The 25,581-nt window shown below is 63.4% G+C and carries 24 protein-coding genes; 23 read left to right on the top strand and 1 reads right to left on the bottom strand.

Annotated features, from left to right (window positions below; translation table 11 throughout):
- The first annotated feature begins 152 nt into the window (after positions 1–152).
- From argS to R4P70_RS29320, 22 genes are all read left to right on the top strand, one after another.
- Complete coding sequence (gene argS, locus R4P70_RS29425) at positions 153–1,805, top strand: arginine--tRNA ligase (RefSeq protein ID WP_019749183.1); 1,653 nt, start codon at positions 153–155, stop codon at positions 1,803–1,805.
- The gene (gene lysA, locus R4P70_RS29420; protein WP_019749182.1) at positions 1,802–3,223 is read left to right on the top strand and encodes a diaminopimelate decarboxylase; all 1,422 of its coding nucleotides are present in this window, start codon (positions 1,802–1,804) and stop codon (positions 3,221–3,223) included. Before argS ends, lysA begins: the two co-directional genes overlap by 4 nt.
- Complete coding sequence (locus tag R4P70_RS29415; RefSeq protein ID WP_007726192.1) at positions 3,220–4,533, top strand: homoserine dehydrogenase; 1,314 nt, start codon at positions 3,220–3,222, stop codon at positions 4,531–4,533. Before lysA ends, R4P70_RS29415 begins: the two co-directional genes overlap by 4 nt.
- Positions 4,530–5,612 (top strand): threonine synthase, encoded by a 1,083-nt coding sequence (thrC, locus tag R4P70_RS29410; protein ID WP_003941280.1) that lies wholly within the window; start codon positions 4,530–4,532, stop codon positions 5,610–5,612. The genes R4P70_RS29415 and thrC overlap by 4 nt, the downstream gene beginning before the upstream one ends.
- A 44-nt stretch (positions 5,613–5,656) precedes the next feature.
- The gene (thrB, locus tag R4P70_RS29405) at positions 5,657–6,601 is read left to right on the top strand and encodes a homoserine kinase (RefSeq protein ID WP_007726194.1); all 945 of its coding nucleotides are present in this window, start codon (positions 5,657–5,659) and stop codon (positions 6,599–6,601) included.
- A gap of 503 nt (positions 6,602–7,104) precedes the next feature.
- Complete coding sequence (gene rho / locus R4P70_RS29400) at positions 7,105–9,243, top strand: transcription termination factor Rho (protein WP_317833151.1); 2,139 nt, start codon at positions 7,105–7,107, stop codon at positions 9,241–9,243.
- A gap of 226 nt (positions 9,244–9,469) precedes the next feature.
- Positions 9,470–9,706, top strand: a complete 237-nt coding sequence (gene rpmE, locus R4P70_RS29395; protein WP_003941310.1) for a 50S ribosomal protein L31 — start codon at positions 9,470–9,472, stop codon at positions 9,704–9,706.
- Positions 9,707–9,852: 146 nt separating this feature from the next.
- Entirely contained in the window at positions 9,853–10,932 is a 1,080-nt protein-coding gene (prfA, locus tag R4P70_RS29390) for a peptide chain release factor 1 (RefSeq protein WP_003941341.1), read from the top strand.
- Between the two features lie 77 nt (positions 10,933–11,009).
- Entirely contained in the window at positions 11,010–11,942 is a 933-nt protein-coding gene (gene prmC / locus R4P70_RS29385; RefSeq protein WP_279164001.1) for a peptide chain release factor N(5)-glutamine methyltransferase, read from the top strand.
- Positions 11,939–12,601 (top strand): L-threonylcarbamoyladenylate synthase, encoded by a 663-nt coding sequence (locus R4P70_RS29380; protein ID WP_003941345.1) that lies wholly within the window; start codon positions 11,939–11,941, stop codon positions 12,599–12,601. The genes prmC and R4P70_RS29380 overlap by 4 nt, the downstream gene beginning before the upstream one ends.
- Before the next feature lie 2 nt (positions 12,602–12,603).
- Entirely contained in the window at positions 12,604–13,929 is a 1,326-nt protein-coding gene (gene glyA / locus R4P70_RS29375; RefSeq protein WP_080910658.1) for a serine hydroxymethyltransferase, read from the top strand.
- Entirely contained in the window at positions 13,926–15,113 is a 1,188-nt protein-coding gene (locus tag R4P70_RS29370) for a glycosyltransferase family 4 protein (RefSeq protein WP_080945689.1), read from the top strand. Before glyA ends, R4P70_RS29370 begins: the two co-directional genes overlap by 4 nt.
- 32 nt (positions 15,114–15,145) lie before the next feature.
- The gene (locus R4P70_RS29365; RefSeq protein ID WP_019749175.1) at positions 15,146–15,616 is read left to right on the top strand and encodes a glycine zipper family protein; all 471 of its coding nucleotides are present in this window, start codon (positions 15,146–15,148) and stop codon (positions 15,614–15,616) included.
- 280 nt (positions 15,617–15,896) lie between these two features.
- Entirely contained in the window at positions 15,897–16,724 is an 828-nt protein-coding gene (gene atpB / locus R4P70_RS29360) for a F0F1 ATP synthase subunit A (protein ID WP_019749174.1), read from the top strand.
- A gap of 83 nt (positions 16,725–16,807) precedes the next feature.
- Positions 16,808–17,050 (top strand): ATP synthase F0 subunit C, encoded by a 243-nt coding sequence (locus R4P70_RS29355; RefSeq protein ID WP_003941327.1) that lies wholly within the window; start codon positions 16,808–16,810, stop codon positions 17,048–17,050.
- 7 nt (positions 17,051–17,057) lie between these two features.
- The gene (locus R4P70_RS29350) at positions 17,058–17,615 is read left to right on the top strand and encodes a F0F1 ATP synthase subunit B (RefSeq protein ID WP_019749173.1); all 558 of its coding nucleotides are present in this window, start codon (positions 17,058–17,060) and stop codon (positions 17,613–17,615) included.
- 5 nt (positions 17,616–17,620) lie between these two features.
- Entirely contained in the window at positions 17,621–18,445 is an 825-nt protein-coding gene (locus R4P70_RS29345; RefSeq protein ID WP_003941304.1) for a F0F1 ATP synthase subunit delta, read from the top strand.
- A gap of 62 nt (positions 18,446–18,507) precedes the next feature.
- Positions 18,508–20,151, top strand: coding sequence for a F0F1 ATP synthase subunit alpha (gene atpA / locus R4P70_RS29340; RefSeq protein WP_019749171.1), 1,644 nt, complete (start codon positions 18,508–18,510; stop codon positions 20,149–20,151).
- Between the two features lie 48 nt (positions 20,152–20,199).
- Positions 20,200–21,183 carry a F0F1 ATP synthase subunit gamma gene (locus R4P70_RS29335; RefSeq protein WP_003941320.1) on the top strand — a complete coding sequence of 328 codons (984 nt, stop codon included), beginning with the start codon at positions 20,200–20,202 and terminating at the stop codon, positions 21,181–21,183.
- A gap of 3 nt (positions 21,184–21,186) precedes the next feature.
- Positions 21,187–22,638, top strand: coding sequence for a F0F1 ATP synthase subunit beta (gene atpD, locus R4P70_RS29330; RefSeq protein WP_003941349.1), 1,452 nt, complete (start codon positions 21,187–21,189; stop codon positions 22,636–22,638).
- A gap of 6 nt (positions 22,639–22,644) precedes the next feature.
- The gene (locus tag R4P70_RS29325; protein ID WP_019749170.1) at positions 22,645–23,013 is read left to right on the top strand and encodes a F0F1 ATP synthase subunit epsilon; all 369 of its coding nucleotides are present in this window, start codon (positions 22,645–22,647) and stop codon (positions 23,011–23,013) included.
- Positions 23,014–23,062: 49 nt separating this feature from the next.
- A complete protein-coding gene (locus R4P70_RS29320) occupies positions 23,063–23,485 on the top strand; it encodes a DUF2550 domain-containing protein (protein ID WP_029255703.1) in 423 nt (140 codons plus the stop codon).
- A gap of 10 nt (positions 23,486–23,495) precedes the next feature.
- Here the strand turns inward: R4P70_RS29320 and R4P70_RS29315 are convergent, their stop codons facing one another.
- Positions 23,496–24,068 carry a cob(I)yrinic acid a,c-diamide adenosyltransferase gene (locus R4P70_RS29315; RefSeq protein WP_317833144.1) on the bottom strand — a complete coding sequence of 191 codons (573 nt, stop codon included), beginning with the start codon at positions 24,066–24,068 and terminating at the stop codon, positions 23,496–23,498.
- 54 nt (positions 24,069–24,122) lie between these two features.
- Here R4P70_RS29315 and murA point away from each other — a divergent pair, with 54 nt between their 5' ends.
- Positions 24,123–25,382 carry a UDP-N-acetylglucosamine 1-carboxyvinyltransferase gene (gene murA, locus R4P70_RS29310; protein WP_003941314.1) on the top strand — a complete coding sequence of 420 codons (1,260 nt, stop codon included), beginning with the start codon at positions 24,123–24,125 and terminating at the stop codon, positions 25,380–25,382.
- The last annotated feature ends 199 nt before the right edge of the window (positions 25,383–25,581 follow it).

The raw sequence follows: 25,581 nt of genomic DNA, 5'->3' as shown, positions 1-25,581 counted from the left end.
GTAGCTCGGGCATTACCACTGTACTTTCCGAGTCTGAGGGCAAACTTTGAGAGTGGCGTGCGACACGCCACAGCGGCCCCGCGCACGTTCACGGAGAGCGAGGCGTGAGGCGAGTCTCCACTTCCGGTGTGCAGGCAATAGGATGAATACCTGTGACTCCAGCTGACCTTGCCGAACTGCTCCGCGGAACCGCAGCGAGCGTCCTTGCCGATCGTGGCCTCGACGTATCCGTGCTGCCCGAAACCCTTACCGTCGAGCGACCACGCAACCCCGAGCACGGCGATTACGCCACCAACATTGCCATGCAGGTAGCCAAGAAGGTCGGCACCAATCCCCGCGAGCTGGCGGGCTGGATCGCCGAAGCCCTCACCGCTGCCGACGGAATCGAATCCGCCGAGATCGCCGGACCCGGCTTCCTCAACATTCGGTTGGACAAGGACGCCCAGGGCGCGATCGTCGTGTCGGTTCTCGAAGCCGGTGCGTCGTACGGCTCGGGTGACTCCCTCGCCGGCAAGAAGATCAACCTCGAATTCGTCTCGGCCAACCCCACCGGACCGATTCACCTCGGTGGAACCCGTTGGGCTGCAGTCGGAGACGCGCTCGGACGCATTCTGTCCGCGCAGGGTGGATTGGTCACACGTGAGTACTACTTCAACGATCACGGTGCCCAGATCGACCGCTTCTCGCGTTCACTGATCGCTGCAGCGAAGGGTGAACCTGCTCCGGAAGACGGTTACGCCGGTGCATACATCGCCGACATCGCCGCCTCGGTTCTGAAGCAGCGTCCCGACGTCATGGAGCTGCCCGCCGACGAGCAGCAGGAAACCTTCCGCGCCATCGGCGTCGAATTGATGTTCACGCACATCAAGCAGACCCTCCACGACTTCGGCGTCGACTTCGACGTCTACTTCCACGAGAACTCGCTCTTCGAATCCGGTGCGGTCGAGAAGGCCGTCGAATCCCTCAAGGGTTCGGGCAACCTCTTCCACGAAGACGGTGCGTGGTGGCTCAAGAGCACCGACTACGGCGACGACAAGGACCGCGTCGTCATCAAGAGCGACGGCAACGCCGCCTACATCGCCGGTGACATCGCCTACTTCCAGAACAAGCGCGCCCGCGGGTTCGACCTCTGCATCTACATGCTCGGTGCCGACCATCACGGATACATCGGCCGTCTCAAGGCTGCCGCGGCCGCATTCGGCGACGATCCGGACACCGTCGAGGTGCTGATCGGCCAGATGGTCAACCTCGTCAAGGACGGCACTGCCGTCAAGATGAGCAAGCGCGCAGGCACCGTCATCACCCTCGACGACCTCGTCGAGGCAATCGGCGTCGACGCCTCGCGTTACGTCATGATCCGCTCGTCGGTCGACTCGAGCATCGACATCGATCTCGACCTGTGGACCAAGACCAGCAGCGAGAACCCCGTCTACTACGTCCAGTACGCGCATGCACGCCTCTCGGCGATCGCTCGCAACGCCGCGGACCTCGGTCTGTCCGCCGACGCGAGCAACCTCGCCCTGCTCACCGTCGAGCAGGAGGGTGACCTCATCCGCACGATCGGCGAGTACCCACGCGTCGTGTCGAGCGCGGCGAATCTGCGTGAGCCGCACCGTATTGCCCGCTACCTCGAAGAACTCGCGGGTGCGTACCACCGCTTCTACGGCGCGTGCCGCATCCTTCCGCAAGGCGACGAAGACGCCACCGACGTGCACCGCGCGCGTCTGGCTCTCTGCGCCGCCACCCGACAGGTCCTGGCCAACGGCCTCGAACTGCTCGGCGTCACCGCACCGGAGCAAATGTGAACGCGCACCCCGCCGGCCCCAAGCATGCCGAGCAGTTGCAGGCCCCCGGCTTGCCCGACCGTCCTGCCAGCCCCGAAGCCTTCGGTGAACTCTCACCGCAGGTGTGGCCGCGCAACGCTTCTCGCGGCGACGACGGTGAAGTGACCCTCGCGGGTGTCAAGGTCGGTGAACTTGCCGAGAAGTACGGCACCCCGCTGTTCGTCATCGACGAGGACGACTTCCGCTCGCGTTGCCGCGACATGGCCCGCGCCTTCGGCCCGGATGCCAAGGTGCACTACGCATCCAAGGCATTCCTCTGTGGCGAGATCGCACGCTGGGTCGCCGACGAAGGCCTCTCGCTCGACGTCTGCTCCGGCGGCGAACTGGCGATCGCGTTGCACGCGGACTTCCCGGCCGAGCGAATTGCCATGCACGGCAACAACAAGTCAGTCGCCGAACTGGCCGCTGGTGTCGCCGCGGGCGTCGGACACGTCGTGCTCGACTCGGCGATCGAGATCGACCGACTCGATCGTGTCGCCGGTGAGGCCGGTGTCGTTCAGGACGTGTTGATCCGACTGACCGTCGGCGTCGAAGCGCATACCCACGAATTCATCTCCACCGCACACGAGGACCAGAAGTTCGGTTTCTCGCTGGCCGGGGGAGCGGCGATCGACGCGGTCCGTCGCGTCTTCGCTGCCGACAACTTGCGACTGGTCGGCCTGCACAGCCACATCGGTTCGCAGATCTTCGACGTCGACGGTTTCGAGGTGGCAGCGCACCGCGTGATCGGTTTGCTCCGCGACGTCGTCACCGAGTTCGGAGTCGAGAAGACCAAGCAGATTTCGATCATCGACCTCGGCGGCGGCATGGGGATCTCGTACATCCCCTCCGACGACCCGCCGCCCGTCGACGAACTGGCAGCAAAGCTCGGCCACATCGTGCGCAACGAGTCCGCCCTGGCCGGATTGCCGGAGCCGACGCTTGCCGTCGAACCCGGCCGCGCCATCGCCGGACCTGGCACGGTGACGCTCTACGAGGTCGGCACCATCAAGGACGTCACGGTGGGTAGCTCGCTGACACGCCGCTACATCAGCGTCGACGGCGGGATGAGCGACAACATCCGCACGTCCCTCTACGGTGCGGAGTACGAAGCCAAGTTGGTTTCGCGAACTTCCGAGGCTGATCCCGTCGTTGCACGTATCGTCGGTAAGCACTGCGAGTCCGGTGACGTGGTCATTCGGGACACCTGGATGCCCGAGGACGTCGGGCCCGGTGATTTACTAGCGGTAGCAGCGACCGGTGCATACTGCTATTCGATGTCGAGCAGGTACAACCTGCTCACCCGCCCAGCCGTGGTGGCGGTGCGTGACGGAGTCTCACGCGTGATTCTGCGGAGGGAAACAGTGGAAGATCTGCTCAGCTTGGAGGTATCGCAGTGACGAGCGAATCGGCGCATCGCGCTATCGGTGTGGCCGTTCTCGGCCTCGGCAACGTCGGGAGCGAGGTCGTCCGGATCATTCGTGAGCAGGCCGAGGAACTCGAAGCTCGCGTCGGCGCCCCGTTGGAACTGCGGGGAGTTGCCGTCCGCCGTATCGGCTCGGACCGCGGAATTCCCGAGGAACTGCAGACGACGGACGCCGAGTCCCTGGTCGGTCGTGACGACGTCGACATCGTGGTCGAGGTGATCGGCGGAATCGAGCTCCCTCGCAAGCTGATTCTCTCTTCCCTCAACTCCGGTAAGTCGGTCGTGACCGCCAACAAGGCGCTGCTCGCGGACCACACCGGTGAATTGGCGGAGGCTGCAGAGGCCAACTCTGTCGACCTGTACTTCGAGGCCGCTGTTGCCGGTGCGATCCCCGTGATCCGCCCGCTCACACAGTCGTTGGCCGGAGACCGTGTCAACAAGGTCGCCGGAATCGTGAACGGCACCACCAACTTCATCCTCTCCGCGATGGACGAGACCGGCGCCGACTACGAAGAGACCCTCGCCGAAGCCGGACGCCTCGGATACGCGGAAGCCGACCCGACCGCGGACGTCGAAGGCTACGACGCCGCGGCGAAGGCTGCGATCCTCGCGTCGATCGCGTTCCACACCCGCGTCACTGCCGCGGACGTGTACCGCGAAGGAATCTCCACGATCACCTCCGCCGACCTGGCGTCGGCGAAGGCACTCGACTGCACGATCAAGTTGCTCTCGATCTGCGAGCGCATCGTCACGCCCAAGGGCAAGGAGCGGATTTCTGCTCGCGTGTACCCGGCGCTGGTTCCGCTCAGCCATCCGCTGGCCTCGGTCAACGGCGCGTTCAACGCCGTTGTCGTGGAAGCAGAGAACGCCGGCCGGCTCATGTTCTACGGCCAGGGCGCTGGCGGCGCCCCCACCGCTTCCGCGGTGATGGGTGACCTGGTGATGGCGGCGCGCAACAAGGTTCACGGCGGCCGCGGCCCCCGCGAGTCCAAGTACGCCAAGCTCAAGGTCGCCCCGATGGGCGACATCCTCACGCGCTACTACGTGAACATGGAGGTCGCGGACAAGGAAGGTGTGCTGTCCGCAGTCGCCGCCGAGTTCGCCAAGCACGGCGTGAGCATCTCCGTCGTCCGCCAGGAGGGCGCCGGCGCCGGCGCGCGTCTGGTGGTCGTCACTCATGTAGCAACCGACGCGGCTCTCTCCGAGACCGTGGCGGCCCTCAACGAACTCGAATTCGTCACCGCTGTCACCAGCGTGCTGCGACTGGAAGGCACTGAACAATGACCGGCATCGTCAACCCCGTCCACAAGGCATGGCCGGGTCTCATCGAGGCATACCGGGACCGTCTCGCGATCGGTGACAACTGGAAGACCGTCACCCTGCGCGAAGGTGGCACCCCGCTCCTGCCGGCCGGCCACCTCTCCGAGATCACCGGCTGCGACGTCTACCTCAAGGTCGAGGGTCTCAACCCCACCGGTTCCTTCAAGGACCGCGGCATGACGATGGCCGTCACCGACGCCTTGGCCCGTGGCCAGCGCGCAGTTCTGTGCGCGTCCACCGGCAACACCTCCGCCTCGGCCGCTGCGTATGCAGCCAAGGCAGGCATGACCTGCGCCGTGCTCATCCCGCAGGGCAAGATCGCCATGGGCAAGCTTGCGCAGGCAGTCATGCACGGCGCCAAGATCATTCAGGTCCAGGGCAACTTCGACGACTGCCTCGAGCTGGCACGCAAGACCACGGCGGAATTCCCCACCATCGGTCTGGTCAACTCCGTCAACCCGGTGCGCATCGAAGGTCAGAAGACCGCGGCATTCGAGATCATGGACGTGCTCGGCAAGGCTCCCGACGTGCACGCTCTCCCGGTCGGAAACGCAGGAAACATCACCGCGTACTGGCGCGGATACTCCGAGTACTATGCGGACGGTCTGACCACGGTCAAGCCCCGCATGCTCGGCGTCCAGGCAGCCGGTGCGGCTCCACTGGTCAACGGCGCACCCGTCAAGGATCCCGAAACCATCGCTACCGCAATCCGAATCGGTTCCCCCGCTTCCTGGAACGGCGCTGTCGCCGCGAAGGAAGAGTCGAACGGTGCATTCCGTGCCGCCACCGACGAGAAGATCCTCGAGGCTTACCGTCTGATCGCCGCCACCGAGGGCGTCTTCGTCGAACCGGCGTCGGCAGCCAGTGTCGCCGGCCTGCTCGCCGCACGCGCAGAGGGCTGGCTCGAGCCGGGCCTGACCGTCGTGTGCACGGTGACCGGTAACGGTCTCAAGGATCCTGACACGGCTTTGAAGGGTATGCCGAACGTCGAGCCGATCGGTGTCGATCCCGTTGCCGTCGCGGCTGCCCTCGAGCTTGCATAGTGTCCGTGGATTCATCGACCACTCCGCGGAATCCGGTGTCTGACATGACTATAACCCTGCCTATCGGCCTTTCGGTGACTGCTCGCGTCCCGGCCTCGAGTGCAAACTTGGGGCCGGGGTTCGACACCCTCGGTCTGGCGTTGGGGTTGTACGACGAAATCGTGGTCACCACAACGGATTCGGGCCTTCAGATTCGCGTCGAAGGTGAAGGCGCTGCCGACGTACCTTGGGGTCCTTCGCATCTCGTGGTTCGCGCTATCGAGCGCGGTCTCGAAGCGGCCGGGGTGTGGGCCAGTGGCCTGGACGTGTTGTGCCGCAACGCGATCCCGCACTCGCGCGGGTTGGGATCCTCGGCTTCTGCGGCTGTCGGCGGACTGGCAGCAGCCAACGGTCTTGCGCGCGCACTCGATGCCGAGATCGGCTTGACGGAAGAGCAGCTGGTTCAACTCTCGTCCGAGTTCGAAGGTCACCCGGACAATGCGTCTGCCAGTGTTCTCGGTGGCGCAGTCGTCTCGTGGAGTTGCCCACCGGCCGTCGAAGGCGACGAGCCGATCTACTCCGCGGCGAAACTCGATGTCCATCCCGACATCCGTGCTGTGGCACTGGTTCCCGAGGAGCGGTCGTCCACCGCACACACTCGCGGCCTCCTGCCCGAATTGGTTCCGCACCAGGATGCCTCGTTCAACGCGAGCCGCAGCGCGCTGGCCGTCGTTGCGCTCACTGCTCGGCCCGATCTGTTGATGGCAGCCACCGAGGATCGCCTGCATCAGGCACAGCGCGCACCCGCACTTCCGCTCACGACGCGATGGATCGGGATCTTGCGCGAGGCGGGCATTGCCGCGACCGTTTCGGGAGCAGGCCCCACCGTGTTGGCGCTCAGCACAGAACCTTTCCCCGTCGAGCTCGCCGAAGCGGCGCGGGCAGACGGACTACGTGTGCTCGAATTGGACATCGCCGACGGCGTCGAAGTATCCACGACGACTGTCTGATCCCTGCCTTGGTCCTGGTGATCGCCCACTACCGATCGGTAGTGAACTGACACACCCAGTCGTCCAAATTCTTGCCGGACTCAGGTTTGGACGCTATCCTGGGCTATGTCCGTACATCGTGCGCGTCAGTCGCCGGTGCATCACCAGGGGGCAAAACTCCTTCCCAATCGGGGTCCACAGTCCTTGGCATGATTCTCGCAGGCATGATTCTCACGCTTGTACCTTCTCCGAAGGTTTGAATCCTCCGCGGATCGAACACTCAGAGGTTCCATATCTCTGGGGTTCAACACACGGGGGAGTGAATCGTCGACGAAGGCGCGTTGGGCAGGTTTGCGAGCGCATGAAAAGTTTGAGGCGAGAGTTTCCGACAATCATGTGACGGCGGACAAGCCGGCAGTTCTGGACAGCAACCACGTACGGCACCACCGAGTTCGGTATTCAATCGAACTGCGGGACGAACCCTCGACTTTGCGCAGTGCGAGTGAGGGAAGGAAAGGACCTCCGTGACCGATACGGACCTCATCGCCACTTCTGCACCCGCCGGGTCGGAATCAGGCGACAATTCTCAGGCGTCATCTTCAGCATCGAACGGTGCGGTGGCGACCTCCACGAAGCGTGCCGAAACGCGCCGTGGTGCCGGACTCTCCGGCATGGTGCTCACCGAACTCCGCACTCTTGCGGGTGAACTGGGCATCAAAGGCACTTCCGGCATGCGCAAGGGCGACCTGATCGCAGCCATCAAGGAGCGCCAGGGCGGCAGCGCAAAGGCTGCACCCGCACAGAGCGAACTCACTCTCGACGACGCACCCGTTGCGCGCACTCGTGCCAAGAGCACCCGCGCCGCACGCACCGAAACCCCCGCAGCCGAAACGGCTCCCGCGGCAGAATCCGCTCCTTCCGAGGCAGCGCCTGCGCGTACCGAATCCGCCGAGGATTCCGATCAGAGCGCACCCCGTCGTGGACGTCAGCGTCGCGGCGCCGCTCGTCGTGCAGGTTCACCCGACCAGGGTGAACTGAGCATCGAGCAGGACACTCCTTCGGCAAAGTCCGACGCGGACACCTCGAAGGCCGCCGATACCTCGAAGGTCGCCGAGACCGCCAAGGCTGAGGCCCCGGCCGAGCGTCCTGCGCGCACCGAGGGCAAGTCCGACGCTGATCAGGCTCCCGCCGAGCAGGGCAACGAGCGTCCCCGCCGCGAGCGCAACCGGGACAATCAGGGCCAGCGAGACAACCAGGGCCAGCGCGAGAACCAGGGCAACCGGGGTAACCAGGATCGCCAGGATCGCCAGGACCGTCAGGATCGCGGCAATCAGAACAACGCCGGCCAGAACAACGCCGGTCCGCGTACGGACAACCGCAACAACGGACCGGACGACGACGAAGAGGGTGGACGCGGACGCCGCGGACGCCGTTTCCGCGAGCGCCGTGGCCGTGGTCGCGACCGCGGTGAGGGTGGCGCACCCAACGATTCGCGTGAGACCGAAATCCGCGAGGACGACGTCCTTCAGCCGGTCGCCGGCATCCTCGACGTGCTCGACAATTACGCCTTCGTGCGTACGTCCGGGTACCTCGCCGGTCCCAACGACGTCTACGTCTCCATGAACCTGATCCGCAAGAACGGCCTTCGCCGTGGCGACGCCATCACCGGTGCCGTCCGCGTCTCGCGTGACGGTGAGCAGGGCAGCCAGCGTCAGAAGTTCAACCCGCTGGTCCGCATCGACACGGTCAACGGCGGCGACGTCGAGGCCGCGAAGAAGCGCCCCGAGTTCAACAAGCTCACGCCGCTGTACCCGAACCAGCGTCTGCGCCTCGAGACCGAGCAGCACATTCTCACCACGCGTGTCATCGACCTGGTGATGCCCATCGGTAAGGGCCAGCGCGCCCTCATCGTGAGCCCGCCCAAGGCCGGTAAGACCAGCGTGTTGCAGGCGATCGCGAATGCCGTCGCCACCAACAATCCTGAGTGCTACCTGATGGTCATCCTCGTGGACGAGCGTCCCGAGGAAGTGACCGACATGCAGCGCAGCGTGAAGGGTGAGGTCATTTCCTCCACCTTCGACCGCCCGCCGGGAGATCACACCGCAGTTGCCGAGCTGGCAATCGAGCGTGCGAAGCGCCTGGTCGAGATGGGTAAGGACGTCGTCGTACTGCTCGACTCCATCACGCGTCTGGGTCGTGCGTACAACAACTCCTCGCCGGCGTCCGGACGCATCCTCTCCGGTGGTGTCGACTCGACGGCGCTCTACCCGCCGAAGCGTTTCCTCGGCGCTGCCCGCAACATCGAGAACGGCGGATCGCTGACCATCATCGCCACCGCGATGGTCGAGACCGGATCCACCGGCGACACCGTGATCTTCGAAGAGTTCAAGGGCACCGGCAACGCCGAGCTCAAGCTCGATCGCAAGATCGCCGAACGCCGCGTGTTCCCGGCGGTGGACGTCAACCCGTCCAGCACGCGTAAGGACGAGCTGCTCCTGAGCCCGGACGAAGCTGCGGTGCTGCACAAGCTCCGCCGCGTCCTGTCCGGTCTGGACTCGCATCAGGCCATCGATCTGCTGATCGATCGACTGAAGAAGAGCAAGAACAACCTCGAGTTCCTGATGCAGGTCTCCAAGACCGCACCGGGTGCGATCGACGACTGATCGACTCGACGTCAAAAGGCCCACAACCAGCTGGTTGTGGGCCTTTTGCGTGGGCGGAACAAAACCGAGGGGCAGTGCGTTGACAACTTCGTACAGCCACCCCGAGGCGTGCGAGACGCGGATTATCTGGTGAGGTACCGCATCTGGCATACTGAACGGCCGAGTCCGGTTCCGGTTCACGATGTCGATTGGCGACGTCGACCCGGCGACCATTGAAAGGGACACCATGAAGGCAGGAATCCACCCAACCTACGTAGCGACCACCGTCGTCTGCGGTTGCGGTAACACGTTCGAGACCCACAGCACCAAGGAGTCCGGACGCATCAACGTCGAGGTTTGCTCGCAGTGCCACCCGTTCTACACGGGCAAGCAGAAGATTCTCGACACCGGTGGACGCGTCGCTCGCTTCGAGGCTCGCTACGGCAAGCGCGCAGACAGCAAGGTCCCGGCCACCGAGTCCTAGCTGTTCCGCCGACGCCCGATCTGCCATGCGCAGATCGGGCGTCGGCTTTTTTGTGCCTGCACTCGGTTTGCGCGTTTCCCGGGTCCCGGCGTCGAAATACCTTCAAGCGCGCACCGTAGGAATCGAAACTCAGAGCGGAGCGAACCATGGCAGGCGCAACCCAGCCCTCGGCCATCGACGACATCTTGGCGGAGCACGCCGGTCTCGAAGCGCAGATGTCCGATCCGGCGCTGCACAACGACCCTGCCGCTGCCAGGCGCGTCGGTAAGCGGTTCTCCGAGCTCTCGCCGATCATGTCGACGTACAACAAGCTCACGGCTGCTCAGGACGATCTGGAAGCTGCGCGCGAACTCGCCGCCGACGATTCCAGCTTCGCCGCCGAGATCCCCGATCTCGAAGCCGAGGTCGCGCAGCTCGAGCAGACGCTGACCGATCAGTTGGCGCCGCGTGATCCGCATGACGGCGACGACATCGTCCTCGAAGTGAAGTCCGGTGAGGGCGGCGAAGAATCCGCACTCTTCGCCTCGGACCTGGCCCGCATGTACGTCCGCTATGCGGAACGGCACGGCTGGCGCGTCGAGATCCTCGACGCGACGGTCTCCGATCTCGGCGGATACAAGGAAGCAACGCTGTCGATCAAGAGCAAGTCAGACACCCCGGACGGAGTGTGGGCGCGGCTGAAGTTCGAGGGCGGGGTTCACCGCGTCCAGCGAGTGCCCGTCACCGAATCCCAGGGACGCGTTCACACTTCGGCCGCCGGCGTTCTGGTCTACCCGGAGCCCGAAGAGGTCGAGCAAGTCCAGATCGACGAGAGTGACCTGCGTATCGACGTCTACCGTTCGTCCGGCAAGGGCGGTCAGGGCGTCAACACCACCGACTCCGCGGTTCGAATCACGCACCTTCCGACCGGCATCGTCGTCACCTGCCAGAACGAGCGCTCACAGCTCCAGAACAAGGCGCGTGCCATGCAGGTGCTTGCAGCCCGTTTGCAGGTGGTCGCCGAGGAAGCCGCGGACGCAGAAGCGTCGGCAGGTCGCCAGAGTCAGGTTCGGACGGTGGACCGTTCGGAGCGCATCCGCACCTACAACTTCCCTGAGAACCGCATCACCGATCACCGCATCGGATTCAAGTCGCACAACCTCGACGCAGTGCTCGACGGTGAGCTCGACGCACTTCTCGACGCATTGGGCAAGGCGGACCGAGAGGCGCGTCTCGCGGCCGAGTAGATGCAGACCATGACTGACCTCCGTCCCGCCGGGAACTCGGTGAACCGCGTGTCGGTCGAGCGTGGCAGGCTGTACCCGTGAGTCGACTTCCACTTCGTTTGGCGCTGATCGAAGCTGCAAAACAGCTCGACGCCGCAGGTGTGCCCAGCCCACGCACCGACGCCGAGTTGTTGGCATCCCACCTGCTCGGCGTCGAACGCACGCGTCTCGGGCTGATTCCGTTGGTCGATCCCGAGGTCATCGCGGCGTTCGACGAGTTGGTTGCGCAACGCGTGAAGCGGATTCCGTTGCAGCACATCATCGGAGTCGCATCGATGGGCAACATCGACGTCGCTGTCGGTCCGGGTGTCTTCATTCCGCGGCCCGAAACCGAATTGCTCATGGGTTGGGCGCTCTCGTTCCTCGAAGGTTGCGGAAGCAAGCCGCCGGTAGTTCTGGACCTGTGCACGGGATCGGGTGTACTCGCGCTGTCCATCGCCGAGGCCCGTCCAGACGCCGTCGTTCACGCCGTGGAGAAGGAGCCCGCCGCGTTGGCGTGGGCGCGTCGTAACGCTGCCGACCGCGAGGCCGCCGGTGATACACCGATCCATCTGCATCAGGGTGATGTCACCGATCGGAACCTGTTGCCAGGGCTCGAGGGCGGCGTCGATCTGGTCGTGTCCAATCCGCCGTACATCCCCGAAGGCGCGCTATTGCAGCCTGAGGTCATGGATTACGACCCGCACACCGCGTTGTTCGGTGGCGCCGACGGTCTGTCCGTCATCAAACCCATGATCAGCAACATCGCGCGGTGGCTTCGAATCGGCGGCGCGGCAGGCATCGAGCACGACGACACCAACGGCGACGGCGTCGCTGCGCTGTTCTCGGCGCGCCGGGTATTCGGCGACGTTGCACAGCATCCCGATCTCGCCGGTCGTCCGCGTTTCGTCGTCGCCAGACGTGTCGCCACCGACGTCGAAGCGCAGCGGAATCGAACGCCCGAAGTGCAGAGTGAAAGGATGGCTGAGTGAGCACCGTGTACGACTGCAGTCAGACAGATTCCCGAACCGCAGGCTTGGCCGCCGCGAAGAACGCGCTCAAGGCCGGCCGACTCGTAGTTCTCCCTACCGACACCCTTTACGGACTCGCCGCGGACGCGTTCGACAGCGAAGCTGTCACGAGTCTGTTGCGTGCCAAGGGACGCGGGCGAGACATGCCCGTCCCGGTACTGGTCGGATCGTGGAACACCATCGACGGGCTCGTCTACAGCGTGCGCCCCCAGGCCCGGGATCTGATCCGCGCGTTCTGGCCCGGCGGACTGAGCTTGGTCGTCGAGCAGGCGCCTTCACTTGCCTGGGACCTCGGTGACACCCGCGGAACCGTCATGCTCCGCATGCCCTTGCACCCGGTTGCTCTCGAACTGTTGCGCGATGTCGGACCGCTTGCCGTCTCGAGCGCCAACATTTCGGGGCGTCCGCCGGCAACTACCGTCGAGGAAGCCCGAGATCAGCTCGGCGGATCTGCCAGCGTGTACCTCGACGGAGGCAAGGCCGAACACGCCGTTGCTTCCACGATCGTCGACCTGACCGGCAATTCACCGCGTATCTTGCGAGTGGGTGCCGTCTCGGCAGAATCCATCGCCGAGGTATTGGGCACCAGTCCGGAAAGCCTCGTAGAGGGAGTTTCGTAACGATGGTCGGCGCCGGCGGCGAGCGCGCGGGGGAATCCACGTATTGGGGACCGGATTTCGGTGAGCTTGCCACGGCGGACCCCGAGATCGCGGCTGTTGCGCTGGCCGAACTCGAGCGTCAGCGCGGCGGGCTTCAACTCATCGCGAGCGAGAACTTCACCAGCCCCTCGGTACTGGCTGCCTTGGGTTCGACCCTGAGCAACAAGTACGCCGAGGGCTATCCGGGTCGGCGTTACTACGGCGGGTGCGAGTACGTCGACGTAGCCGAGAATCTGGCGATCGACCGGGCGAAGGCACTTTTCGGCGCCGAGCACGTCAACGTCCAGCCGCATTCGGGGGCCACCGCGAATCTCGCGGTGTACGCCGCATTCGCCAAGCCCGGCGACACCGTATTGGCGATGAGTTTGCCGCACGGTGGGCATCTGACTCACGGGTCTCGGGTCAGCTTTTCGGGGCAGTGGTTCACCACCGTTCCCTATCATGTCGATTCGGCCACCGAATTGATCGACTACGACGAGGTTCGCACCCTGGCTCTGGCGCACAAGCCGAAAATCATCGTCGCCGGCGCGACCGCGTACTCCCGAACCATCGACTTCGCAGCCTTCCGGTCGATCGCGGACGAGGTCGGTGCGATCCTGTGGGTCGATGCCGCCCACTTCATCGGACTCGTGGCAGGCCGGGCGATACCGTCGTGTGTTCCGTATGCCGACGTGGTCTCCGCGACGACGCACAAGGTCCTCAGAGGCCCGCGCGGCGGAATGATCTTGTGCCGCAGCGAGCATGCCTCGGCTGTCGATCGCGCGGTGTTCCCCTTCATTCAAGGCGGCCCGATGATGCATGCGATCGCTGCGAAGGCGGTTGCCTTCAAAGAAGCGTCGACGCCGGAATATCGTTGGTATGCACAGGAAGTGGTTGCCAATGCGTCGGCGCTCGCGCAGTCGTTGGAAGCTCGCGGCCTGCGCACCGTGTCCGGTGGAACCGACACGCATCTGGCGCTTCTCGACCTGCGCGCAAGCGGTGTCACCGGAGTCGACGCCGAGCGTAGGTGCGGACTGGCTTCGATCACGCTCAACAAGAACGCGATTCCGTTCGATCCGCAGTCGCCGGCCGTCACGTCCGGAATCCGCGTCGGATCCGCGGCCGTGACGACCCAGGGATTCAACACGTCCGACATGAGCGTCGTGGGGGAGTTGATCGCGCGTGCAGTCGTAGCGGATCCAGCCACCACGTCAGGGGAGGCCGAGTTGGCATCAGTTGCCGACGGCGTTCGCGAACTGGTACGGGCAAAGCCTGCCTATCCCCGCCAGACGGGTGATCTCGCGCAGTGATCACTTCCTACGAGGCGACCACGTATCTGGCACAGGGCGGCGGGGGAGCGGGTGTTCCCATCCGTGAACTGTTGCTCGTGCTGTGTACGGCGGCGGTAGTGACATACCTGGCGACTGGCGCAGTCCGGTTGTTGGCGCTGCGGTTCGGCGCCGTCGCCATACCGCGTGATCGGGACGTTCACGTCGAGCCGATTCCGCGCCTCGGTGGCGTCGGAATGTATATCGGCATGGTTGTCGGTCTGCTGTTCGCGCAGCAATTACCGGCGCTCACAAGAGGTTTCGGCTTCGGTAGTCCAGATGTACACGCTGCGCTCGTAGCGGGCGCCGTCATCGTCCTCGTGGGCGTGATCGACGACAGGTGGGGTCTCGACGCTCTCACCAAGTTCGTGGGTCAGGTGACTGCTGCCGGAGTTCTCGTGGTGATGGGCGTCAGTTGGTTCATCATCTACAACCCTTTCGGTGGTAACGGTGGGTCCACGATCATCCTCGATCAGATTCAATCGGGACTGTTCACGGTGGCTATCGCCGTGGCGACCATCAACGCGATGAACTTCGTCGACGGTCTCGACGGATTGGCCGCCGGTTTGGGCCTCATCGCGGCGTTGGCGATCCTCATCTTCTCGATCGGTCTACTCCACGATCAGGGCGGCGACGCGAGTGTCTACCCGCCGGCGATGATCGCGGCGGCCTTGGCAGGCGCTTGTCTCGGTTTTCTTCCGCACAACTTCAATCCAGCGCGCATTTTCATGGGCGATTCCGGGTCGATGTTGATCGGTCTCATGCTTGCCGCGATCTCCACCAGTGCATCCGGTCGTATTCCGCTCACTGCTTACGGAACCCGCGACCTGGTCGGCCTCCTCGCGCCGTTGTTGCTGGTCGGAGCTGTGATGTTCATCCCCATGCTGGACATGCTCCTGGCCGTGATCCGCCGGACTAAAGCGGGCGTCAGTCCGTTCAGTCCGGACAAGATGCACCTGCATCATCGCCTCCTGCAAATCGGACACACGCACCGACGGGTTGTGCTGGTCATCTACCTGTGGGTCAGCGTTCTGGCTTTCGGCGCCGTCGGATCCTCGCTGCTCAATCGACAGCTGGTTGTCGTTCTGGTTGCGGCCGGGTTGGTCATCGCCTTGTTCTTCACCGCGGTGCCGTCCCTGATCGATCGCAAGCAACAGCGTCGCTAGCCAAGTTTCCCGATCCATTACCCTTGGGCATCGTGACGAACACGCCGCAGCCTGTACCTGCCTCGCAACCCATCCCTGATTCGACCGCCGCCATGAAGTCGGCCGTGAAGTGGGGTGTGATGGGGCTGATCGCGCTGGCCGTGGTCGGCGCGCTCCTGGGCGGGCTCTTCGCCGGCAAGGAAGGCGTCTACGGCGCTTTGATCGGCGCAGCCGTCGGCGGCGGGTTCATCCTGTTCACGGCGCTGGGCGTGCTGCTCACAGCGAAGTTGCCTGCGCTCACGGCCGGTGCAGTTCTTCTCGGCACGTGGCTGCTGAAGATGATTCTCGCGATGGTTGTTCTCTTTGTCCTCTCGGACATGGATTTCTACAACAAGACCGCTCTCGTCCTGGTCATCATCATGTCGCTGGTCGTCGTGCTCGGTGCGGAGACATACGGCGTTCTCGGAACCAAAACTCCGTACGTCGATCCCACTCCCAGCAGCAACGTCGACGACGACGAGTAGTACTACAAGAGGTAACTAATCGGACTTCCAGGTACCCCATCTACACAATGTCGTAGATGACTTGATAAGGTTCGGTTCAAGCGAGAGCAATGGTGGGCCGAGTAACACTCAGCCGACGATGCCATGTGCTCGCAGGTGGTCGAAATTCTGACCACTGAGTCGACGAGAGTCGCCGACACCGACAGACGCCAGGCCCCTCTAGGGTTCTCCAGCTGCTGACGAATGCGCGAGTCGAACTTGTCGACTTGTAGATCGTCAATGTCCGATCGAACCGCAGTCAATGATGGCTGCGGACCGACTACGGGAGAGAACGCTGAGCGTCACCACCCTGGCCGCGGATGAATTCCATGCGCCGTCACTAGACGATTTTTTCCCGCCCTCCGTGTTGATTCACGCGGGCCCCTTCGAGCTCGACCGTCTGATGCTGATTCGTCTGCTGATGTCGGTGCTGGTCGCAGCCTTCTTCGTGATCGCGATGCGCAGCCCTCGATTGGTTCCCCGTGGGATGCAGAACGCCGCTGAGCTTGCGCTCGACTTCGTTCGTATCAACATCGCCGAGGAGATCCTGGGCAAGGAACAGGGCAAGCGCTTCCTGCCGGTCATCACGACGATCTTCTTCATCGTGGTCGCCAGCAACATGGCCAGCATCATTCCTTTCCTGAACATCTCGCCGAACGCACGAATCGGTATGCCCCTGGTACTCGCGGCGCTCGCCTACATCGTGTTCAACTACGTCGGAATCAAGAAGTACGGCTTCTTCAAGTACGTCAAGAGCAGCATCGTCGTTCCCGGCGTTCCGCTGCCCCTGCACTTCTTGTTGGTGCCCATCGAGTTCATCTCGACCTTCATCCTGCGCCCGTTCACGCTGATGGTTCGTCTCATGGCCAACATGTTGGCCGGCCACATCCTGCTGGTGCTGTTCTTCAGCGCGACGAACTACTTCTTCTTCGTGTCAGGCGGATTCCAGGCGATCTTCGGCGTTCCGTCGATCATCGCCGGTATCGCATTCACGTTCTTCGAGCTGCTGGTCATCTTCCTGCAGGCTTACGTGTTCGCGTTGCTGACCGCGGTGTACATCGAATTGGCGCTCCACGCCGACGAGCACTGACCTTTTACCTCCTCACCAGCTACACCAAGAACTGAGCCTCTTGCCGAATCCGGCAGAGGTCAACAGAAAGGGAATGGAACACCATGAGCATCGCTTACCTCGCTCAGGAAGTTGTCGAGACCAAGTCGCGCGGCTACGGAGCCATCGGCTACGGCCTCGCAGCAATCGGCCCCGGCATCGGCGTGGGCATCGTTGTGGGCAAGGCAATCGAAGGCATGGTCCGCCAGCCCGAGATGGCCGGCCAGGTTCGTACCACCATGTTCCTCGGTATTGCATTCACCGAGGCCCTCGCATTGATCGGCCTTGTCGCCGGTTTCATTTTCTAAGACAGACATGGGAGCCACCTTCGCAGTGCTCGCGGCAACAGAGGAGACACACAATCCTCTCTTGCCCGAGACATACGACATCGTGTGGTCCGCGGTTGCGCTCGTCGTAGTCGGTTTTGTCTTCTGGAAGCTCGTTCTTCCGAAGTTCCAGAAGGTCTTGGCCGAACGCACCGAGCAGATCGAGGGCGGCATCAAGAAGGCCGAAGACGCACAGGCAGAGGCAGCGGCCGCGCTCGAGCAGTACCGCGCGCAGCTCGCCGAAGCTCGTACCGAGGCAGCGCAGATCCGTGAGGAAGCGCGTACCCAGGGTCAGCAGATCATCGCTGACATGAAGGTTCAGGCGCAGGACGAGAGCGACCGCATCGTGGCCGCAGGCCACAGCCAGCTCGTCGCCCAGCGTCAGCAGATCGTCGCTGAGCTCCGCTCGGATCTCGGCAAGACCGCTGTAGACCTGGCCGAGAAGGTCATCGGGGAGTCTCTCGCCGACGACGTGAAGCGCGCCGGAACGGTTGATCGTTTCCTCAACGAGCTCGACACCGTCAGCGCTGATTCAGCCAGGAAGTGAGCAACATGTACGCAGCGAGCCGTGAAGCCTTGGCGCAGACTCGTTCTGCGCTGAGCAGTGCCCTGGGCGCCGTCTCTGCAGGAGCCGCAACTGCTGCTTCTGCTCAGGCTGGGTCCGAGCTCTTCTCGGTGGTCGAGGTACTCGACGGCCAGCGCGCTCTTCGCAGCGCGCTGGCTGACGCTTCGGCACCGGCCGCTGGTCGCCAGGCTTTGGCAGAGCAGTTGTTCTCCGGAAAGGTCGGCGCCGAGGCGCTCGCCACCGTGAAGGCAGCTGCAGGCCAGGACTGGTCTGCGGCCCGCGACTTGGTCAACTCGCTCGAACTGCTCGGACGCGAAGCTCTGCTCCGCGCCGCAGCCGATCAGAGCCAGTTGGACACCGTTGAGGACGAGCTCTTCCGTCTCGGTCGCATCGTGGCAGGGGATCCCAGCCTGGAGCAGACGCTCTCGGATCTGTCGGTTCCCGCAGCCCGCAAGCGTGAGTTCCTCTCCCGCTTGCTCTACGGCAAGGTCACTGCGGTCACCGAGGCACTCGCCGGACAGGCCGTCGGCCGGTTGAAGTCTGCACCCGCAGACACTTTCGATCAGCTGTCGAATCTTGCCGCAGCGCAGCGCGATACCACCGTTGCTCACGTTCGCAGCGCCTCGGCGTTGAGCTCGGAGCAGTCGGATCGCTTGGCCAGCACTCTTACCCGCACCTACGGGAAGCCGGTAGCGGTACACGTCGAGGTTGATCCAGAACTCCTCAGCGGCTTGGTCGTCCGGGTGGGCGACGAGGTTATCGACGGCAGCGCAGCGGGTCGACTCGCAGCACTGCGGAAGAACCTCAAGTAGTCCTTCAGCCGAACACATACTCCAGATCTTTTCGAAGACCAGACACCGAGAGCAGGAAAAACATGGCGGAGCTGACGATCTCCTCCGACGAGATCCGTAGCGCGATCGACAACTACACCGCGAGCTACTCCCCGGAGGCCTCCCGTGAGGAGGTCGGCACAGTGACCGACACCAGTGACGGCATTGCGCACGTCTCTGGCCTGCCTTCGGCTATGTCCAACGAGCTGTTGGAGTTCCCCGGTGGAATCGTCGGCGTCGCGCTCAACCTGGATGCCACCGAAATCGGTGCCGTCATCCTTGGCGATTACCAGAACATTCAAGAAGGCCAGGAAGTAAAGCGCACGGGCGACGTTCTGTCGGTTCCCGTCGGCGATGCTTTCCTCGGCCGCGTCATCGACCCGCTGGGTGCGCCCATCGACGGCCTCGGCGAGATCGAGAGCACCGAGAACCGTGCACTCGAGCTCCAGGCCGCTTCGGTGCTCGAGCGCCAGCCGGTCGAAGAGCCGCTCCAGACCGGTATCAAGGCTATCGACGCCATGACGCCGATCGGCCGCGGCCAGCGCCAGCTCATCATCGGCGACCGCAAGACCGGCAAGACCGCGGTCTGCATCGACGCCATCCTGAACCAGAAGGCCAACTGGGATTCCGGCGATGTCAACAAGCAGGTGCGCTGCATCTACGTTGCCATCGGTCAGAAGGGTTCCACCATCGCGGGCGTCAAGGCTGCCCTCGAGGAGAAGGGCGCGATGGAGTACACCACCATCGTTGCTGCTCCGGCCTCTGATTCCGCAGGCTTCAAGTGGCTCGCACCGTACACCGGCTCGGCCATCGGCCAGCACTGGATGTACCAGGGCAAGCACGTTCTGGTCGTGTTCGACGACCTGACCAAGCAGGCAGAGGCGTACCGCGCCATCTCGCTGCTGCTGCGTCGCCCGCCGGGACGCGAGGCTTACCCCGGTGACGTCTTCTACTTGCACTCCCGTCTGCTGGAGCGTTCGGCGAAGCTGTCCGACGCACTCGGCGGCGGCTCGCTGACGGCTCTGCCGATCATCGAGACCAAGGCGAACGACGTCTCGGCGTACATCCCGACCAACGTCATCTCCATCACCGACGGTCAGGTGTTCCTCGAGTCCGACCTGTTCAACAAGGGCGTTCGCCCCGCGATCAACGTCGGTATCTCGGTCTCCCGCGTCGGTGGCGCTGCACAGACCAAGGGCATGAAGAAGGTTTCCGGTTCGCTGCGTCTGGAACTGGCTCAGTTCCGTGAGCTCGAAGCGTTCTCCGCTTTCGCATCCGACCTCGACGCTGCCTCCAAGGCTCAGCTCGAGCGCGGTGCCCGTCTGGTCGAGCTGCTCAAGCAGGATCAGTACAGCCCGATCCCTGTCGAGGACCAGATCGTCTCGATCTACCTCGCCGGCGAAGGCATCTTCGACAGCGTTCCGATCGGTGACGTCCGTCGCTTCGAGAAGGAACTGCTCGAAGACCTCAAGCACTCGGCTGCTGGCGTCTACTCCAGCATCAACGGCGGTAAGGCACTCGATGCCGACAACGCTGCTGCGCTGATCGCTGCAACGAACAAGTTCAAGGAAGGCTTCATCGCATCCGACGGAAGCCGGGTCGTGAACGAGGCCGAGGCTGACGCTTTGGGCGCCGACGAGGTCGAGAACGAGCAGATCAACGTCAAGCGCAAGACCGTCAGCAAGTGACGTACGCGCCCATGACACTGCGAATTCCGAAGGGAGAGTGATTGATCGATGGCGAGCATTCTCGAATTGCGGTCTCGTATCAAGTCGGTCAACTCGACCAAGAAGATCACCAAGGCACAGGAACTGATCGCGACTTCGCGTATCACCAAGGCTCAGATTCGCGTCGCCGCGTCCAAGCCGTATGCCGAGGAGATCACGAAGGTACTCACCGAATTGGCGAGTGCGTCTGCTTCGCTCGATCACCCGTTGCTCAACGAGCGCCCGGAGCCCAAGCGGGCTGCGGTCCTCGTTGTCACCAGTGACCGCGGCATGTGTGGTGGCTACAACTCCAACGTCCTCAAGCAGGCAGAAGAGCTCATGGCTCTCCTCCGCAGCGAGGGCAAGGAGCCGGTCGTGTACGTGCTCGGTTCCAAGGGACTCGGCTACTACACGTTCCGCGGCCGCGACATCGGTGCTGCGTGGACGGGCTTCTCGCAGGATCCGGGTTACTCGGATGCAGCGAAGGCCAGCCGCCACCTGGTGGAGCTGTTCATGGCTGGTTCGGGTAACCAGGTTGCCGCTCCGAACGGTGAAGGCACGATCGAGGGCGTCGACGAACTCCATATCGTCTACACCCGCTTCGTGTCGATGCTGACGCAGACTCCCGAGGTTCGCCGTATGGCTCCTCTCGAGGTCTTCGTGTCGGAAGAGCGCATCGAACTCGGTGACGACATGCTGACCAACGGCCACGACGACGACCATGACAATGGCCCCGTCGCGGACTTCAGCTTCGAGCCCGAGCCCGAGAAGCTTCTCGGTGCTCTTCTCCCGAAGTACGTCAGCACTCGTATCTTCTCGTCGCTTCTCGATGCTGCGGCATCGGAGTCGGCAGCCCGTCGTACCGCCATGAAGGCCGCGACGGACAACGCAAACGAACTGGTGAACACGTTGAGCCGTCAGGCCAACCAGGCTCGCCAGGCCCAGATCACCCAGGAAATCAGCGAGATCGTCGGCGGCGCCAACGCGCTCGCCTCGAGCGCAGGAAGTGACTAGCACATGACCGCAGCAGTAACCGAAAACAACGGGGCAGGTTCGGCTTCGGCCGTAGCCGGCCGCGTCGTGCGGGTCATCGGTCCCGTCGTGGACGTTGAATTCCCGCGTGGCGCTGTTCCTGAACTGTTCAACGCCCTGAACGCCGAGATCACGCTTCCCTCGGTCGCCAAGACGCTGACGCTCGAGGTTGCACAGCACCTCGGTGACAACCTGGTCCGCACCGTCTCCATGCAGCCCACCGACGGCCTCGTCCGCGGCACTGCAGTGACCGACTCGGGCAAGCCGATCTCGGTTCCCGTCGGTGACGTCGTCAAGGGCCACGTGTTCAACGCCCTGGGCGATTGCCTCGACACCCCCGGCCTCGGCCGCGACGGCGAGCAGTGGGGCATCCACCGCAAGCCACCAGCCTTCGATCAGCTCGAAGGTAAGACCGAGATCCTCGAGACCGGCATCAAGGTCATCGACCTTCTCACCCCGTACGTCAAGGGTGGAAAGATCGGCCTGTTCGGTGGCGCCGGCGTCGGCAAGACCGTTCTGATCCAGGAAATGATCACGCGTATCGCTCGCGAGTTCTCGGGCACCTCGGTGTTCGCAGGCGTCGGTGAGCGTACCCGTGAGGGCACCGACCTCCACCTGGAAATGGAAGAGATGGGCGTCCTCCAGGACACCGCCCTTGTCTTCGGCCAGATGGACGAGCCGCCCGGAACGCGTATGCGCGTCGCCCTGTCCGCACTGACGATGGCGGAGTACTTCCGCGACGTTCAGGGCCAGGACGTTCTGCTGTTCATCGACAACATCTTCCGCTTCACGCAGGCAGGTTCCGAGGTTTCCACCCTCCTCGGCCGTATGCCTTCGGCAGTGGGCTACCAGCCCACGCTGGCGGACGAGATGGGTGAGCTCCAGGAGCGCATCACCTCCACCCGCGGTCGCTCGATCACCTCGCTGCAGGCTATTTACGTGCCCGCCGACGACTACACCGACCCCGCGCCGGCTACGACGTTCGCGCACCTCGATGCCACCACCGAGCTCTCGCGCCCGATTTCGCAGATGGGTATCTACCCCGCTGTGGATCCGCTGAGCTCGACCTCCCGCATCCTGGAGCCCGGCATCGTCGGTGCCGAGCACTTCCGCGTTGCCAACGAGGTCAAGCGCATCCTGCAGAAGTACAAGGAACTGCAGGACATCATCGCCATCCTCGGTATGGACGAGCTTCAGGAAGAGGACAAGGTCCTCGTCGGCCGCGCCCGTCGTATCCAGAAGTTCCTCGGCCAGAACTTCATCGTTGCCGAGAAGTTCACCGGTGAGCCCGGCTCCGTCGTGCCGCTCCGCGACACGATCGAAGCCTTCGACCGCGTCTGCAAGGGCGAGTTCGATCACCTGCCCGAGCAGGCATTCAACAGCTGCGGTGGACTCGACGACGTCGAAGCTGCAGCCAAGAAGATGGCCGGGAAGTAGTCCACGATGGCTGAGATGACCGTAGAACTCGTTGCCGTCGAGCAGCGCTTGTGGTCTGGTTCGGCGACGCTGGTCAGCGCTCAGACCACTGAGGGCGAAATCGGCATCATGCCCGGGCATGAGCCGGTCCTCGGCCAGCTGATCGAGGGCGGAACCGTGTCGATCACCCCGGTCGACGGCGAGCGTATCGTTGCTGCAGTACACGGAGGGTTCCTCTCCGTCACTGCGACGACGGTGACGATTCTTGCCGAGTCCGCGGACATGGCACAGGACATCGACGTCGAGGCAGCCAAGGCTGTCTTGGCCGAGAACTCGGGCGACCTCGAAGCGATTGCGGTCGCCAAGGGTCAGCTCCGGGCCGTCGAGCGCGCGTAAGTTACTCGAGTAAAGCCGCGACGGGAGCCGACGAACAGTGACATTCGGAATGACTGTGTTGATCATTCTGGTTGTGCTGCTCGCGGTTCTCGTCGCGGCTTTTCTGTATCGTCTGCTGGTTCTACGTCGCGGCGGTACCGCTGCACTGCTTCGTGTTCTGCCATCCCCGGGGGACAGCGGGTGGCGTCACGGAATCATTCGCTACGGCGAAAGCACCTTCGTCTTTTTCAAACTGTCGAGTCTGCGGCCGGGCCCGGACTCCAGGATTGATCGTCAAGGAATCGAGGTCGAGAGCCGTCGCTCTCCCTCGGGTACCGAATTCGACATCATGAGCGACGACATCGTCGTGGTCAAGGTCAACGACGGATCGTCGGCCTACGAAATCGCCTTGGACAGTGGAGCATTGACTGCTTTCCTGTCCTGGGTCGAATCACGGCCGGACGGGCGCGCCCGTAGGCGACGCACCGCCTGACCGGCCCCGCTCAAGCCCCGGCGCCGGGCTTCCAGAGCACATCGCCTTCAGGATTTGCCACTCTTCCCATGATGAAGAGCAGATCCGACAATCTGTTGAGATATTTCGCGGGGAGGACGCTGGTGTCTTCCGGGTTCGCATCGATGGCGGACCAGGCCGCACGCTCCGCACGCCGCGAGACGGTTCTTGCTACGTGAAGCAGGGCACCCAGGGCAGTTCCGCCGGGCAGAATGAACGAATTCAACGGTGCCAGTTGCTCATTGAGCTCATCGCACCATCCTTCGAGTCGATCGATATAGGCCTGAGTCACTCGCAGCGGTGGGTACTTCGGGTTCTCGACGACAGGGGTGGACAGGTCGGCCCCCGCGTCGAAGAGGTCGTTCTGGATCTGGCGCAGCATCGCGAGCAGATTCTCCGGGGGTGTGCCGAGGGTAACGGCCACACCGATCGCCGCGTTGGTCTCGTCGCAATCCGCGTAGGCGATCAGACGCGGATCGTTCTTGGAGACTCGCGAAAAATCACTGAGGCCGGTGGTCCCGTCGTCGCCGGTCCGGGTGTAGATCTTCGTCAGGTGAACAGACATAGGGCTACGGTACCGGCGCGGTGCCGACGAGGTTGTGGCTCTAGGCTGTGAACCGTGAGTGAGCACTTTCTTGTGACCGGGGGTAACCGCCTCGAAGGTGAAGTACTGGTGGGAGGGGCCAAGAACAGTGTGTTGAAGCTGATGGCCGCTGCGCTGTTGGCCGAAGGCACCACTGTGGTGACCAACTGCCCGGACATTCTCGACGTGCCGCTGATGGCGGACGTCTTGCGAGGGCTGGGCTGCGAGGTCGAACTCGAAGACTCCGAAGTGCGGATCACGACGCCGGCCGAGCCGAAATATCACGCTGATTTTGACGCGGTCAAGCAGTTTCGGGCGTCGGTGTGTGTGCTTGGTCCGCTGGTCGCGCGTTGTCGACGCGCTGTTGTCGCACTTCCTGGCGGCGATGCGATCGGTTCGAGGCCACTCGACATGCACCAATCCGGGCTCCGCCTGTTGGGCGCGCGTAGCGAAATCGAACACGGATGTGTCGTTGCCGAGGCAGACGACCTTCACGGCGCGAACATTCGCCTGGTCTTCCCGTCTGTGGGTGCAACCGAGAACATCTTGATGGCAGCAGTGCTCGCCCGAGGTGAAACGGTGATCGACAACGCTGCACGTGAGCCCGAGATCGTGGATCTCTGCAACATGCTCAACGAAATGGGCGCCAAGGTATCGGGCGGCGGAAGTTCGACGCTCACCATTCAAGGCGTCCGCAAGTTGGAACCGACTACGCACCGTGTCATCGGTGACCGCATCGTTGCCGCAACATGGGGTGTCGCTGCCTCCATGACCAGGGGCGACGTCCGCGTTCGCGGGGTGAACCACAAGCATCTCGGGTTGGTCCTCGACAAGCTTCGGACAGCCGGCGCGGAGGTGACTCCCGAGGTAGACGGTTTCCGTGTCATCCAGCGTGAACGGCCCAAAGCAGTCAATTTCGCGACATTGCCTTACCCCGGATTCCCGACCGACCTGCAGCCGATGGCAATCGGTTTGGCGGCGGTTGCCGAGGGCACCTCGATGATCACCGAGAACGTATTCGAATCGCGTTTCCGATTTGTCGAGGAAATGATCCGACTCGGCGCCGACGCTCGTACCGACGGTCACCATGCTGTGATCCGCGGAGTTCCAGTGCTGTCGAGTGCGCCGGTGTGGTCTTCGGACATTCGGGCAGGCGCCGGGCTCGTGCTTGCCGGGTTGGTCGCGGACGGAACCACCGAAGTCCACGACATCTTCCACATCGACCGTGGGTACCCGCGTTTCGTCGAGAATCTTCGTGGACTCGGGGGAGTGATCGAGAGGGTGGGCTCCGAATAGGTTCGGTGCTCGGCGTCACACTCGGGCCTATTCGCGATTGGCGGAAAGGCTTAACTGTCTGACCTGGCTTTGGCTAGTGAATCGGTGTTGTGACCAGGCGATTTGTGAATTGATTGAAGGTTCGCGTAACTTATTCCAAGTCAGAGCGACACGGACACCGACTCCCGCCTTCACGGCGAGTGACACGAGGTTGTACGAA

Origin of the sequence: Rhodococcus sp. IEGM 1241, from assembly GCF_033142365.1 — a bacterium.
Taxonomy (GTDB): Bacteria; Actinomycetota; Actinomycetes; order Mycobacteriales; family Mycobacteriaceae; genus Rhodococcus_F; species Rhodococcus_F erythropolis.
Note: the sequence above shows the minus strand (reverse complement) of the source record. Positions and strands in the feature narration are given on the sequence as shown.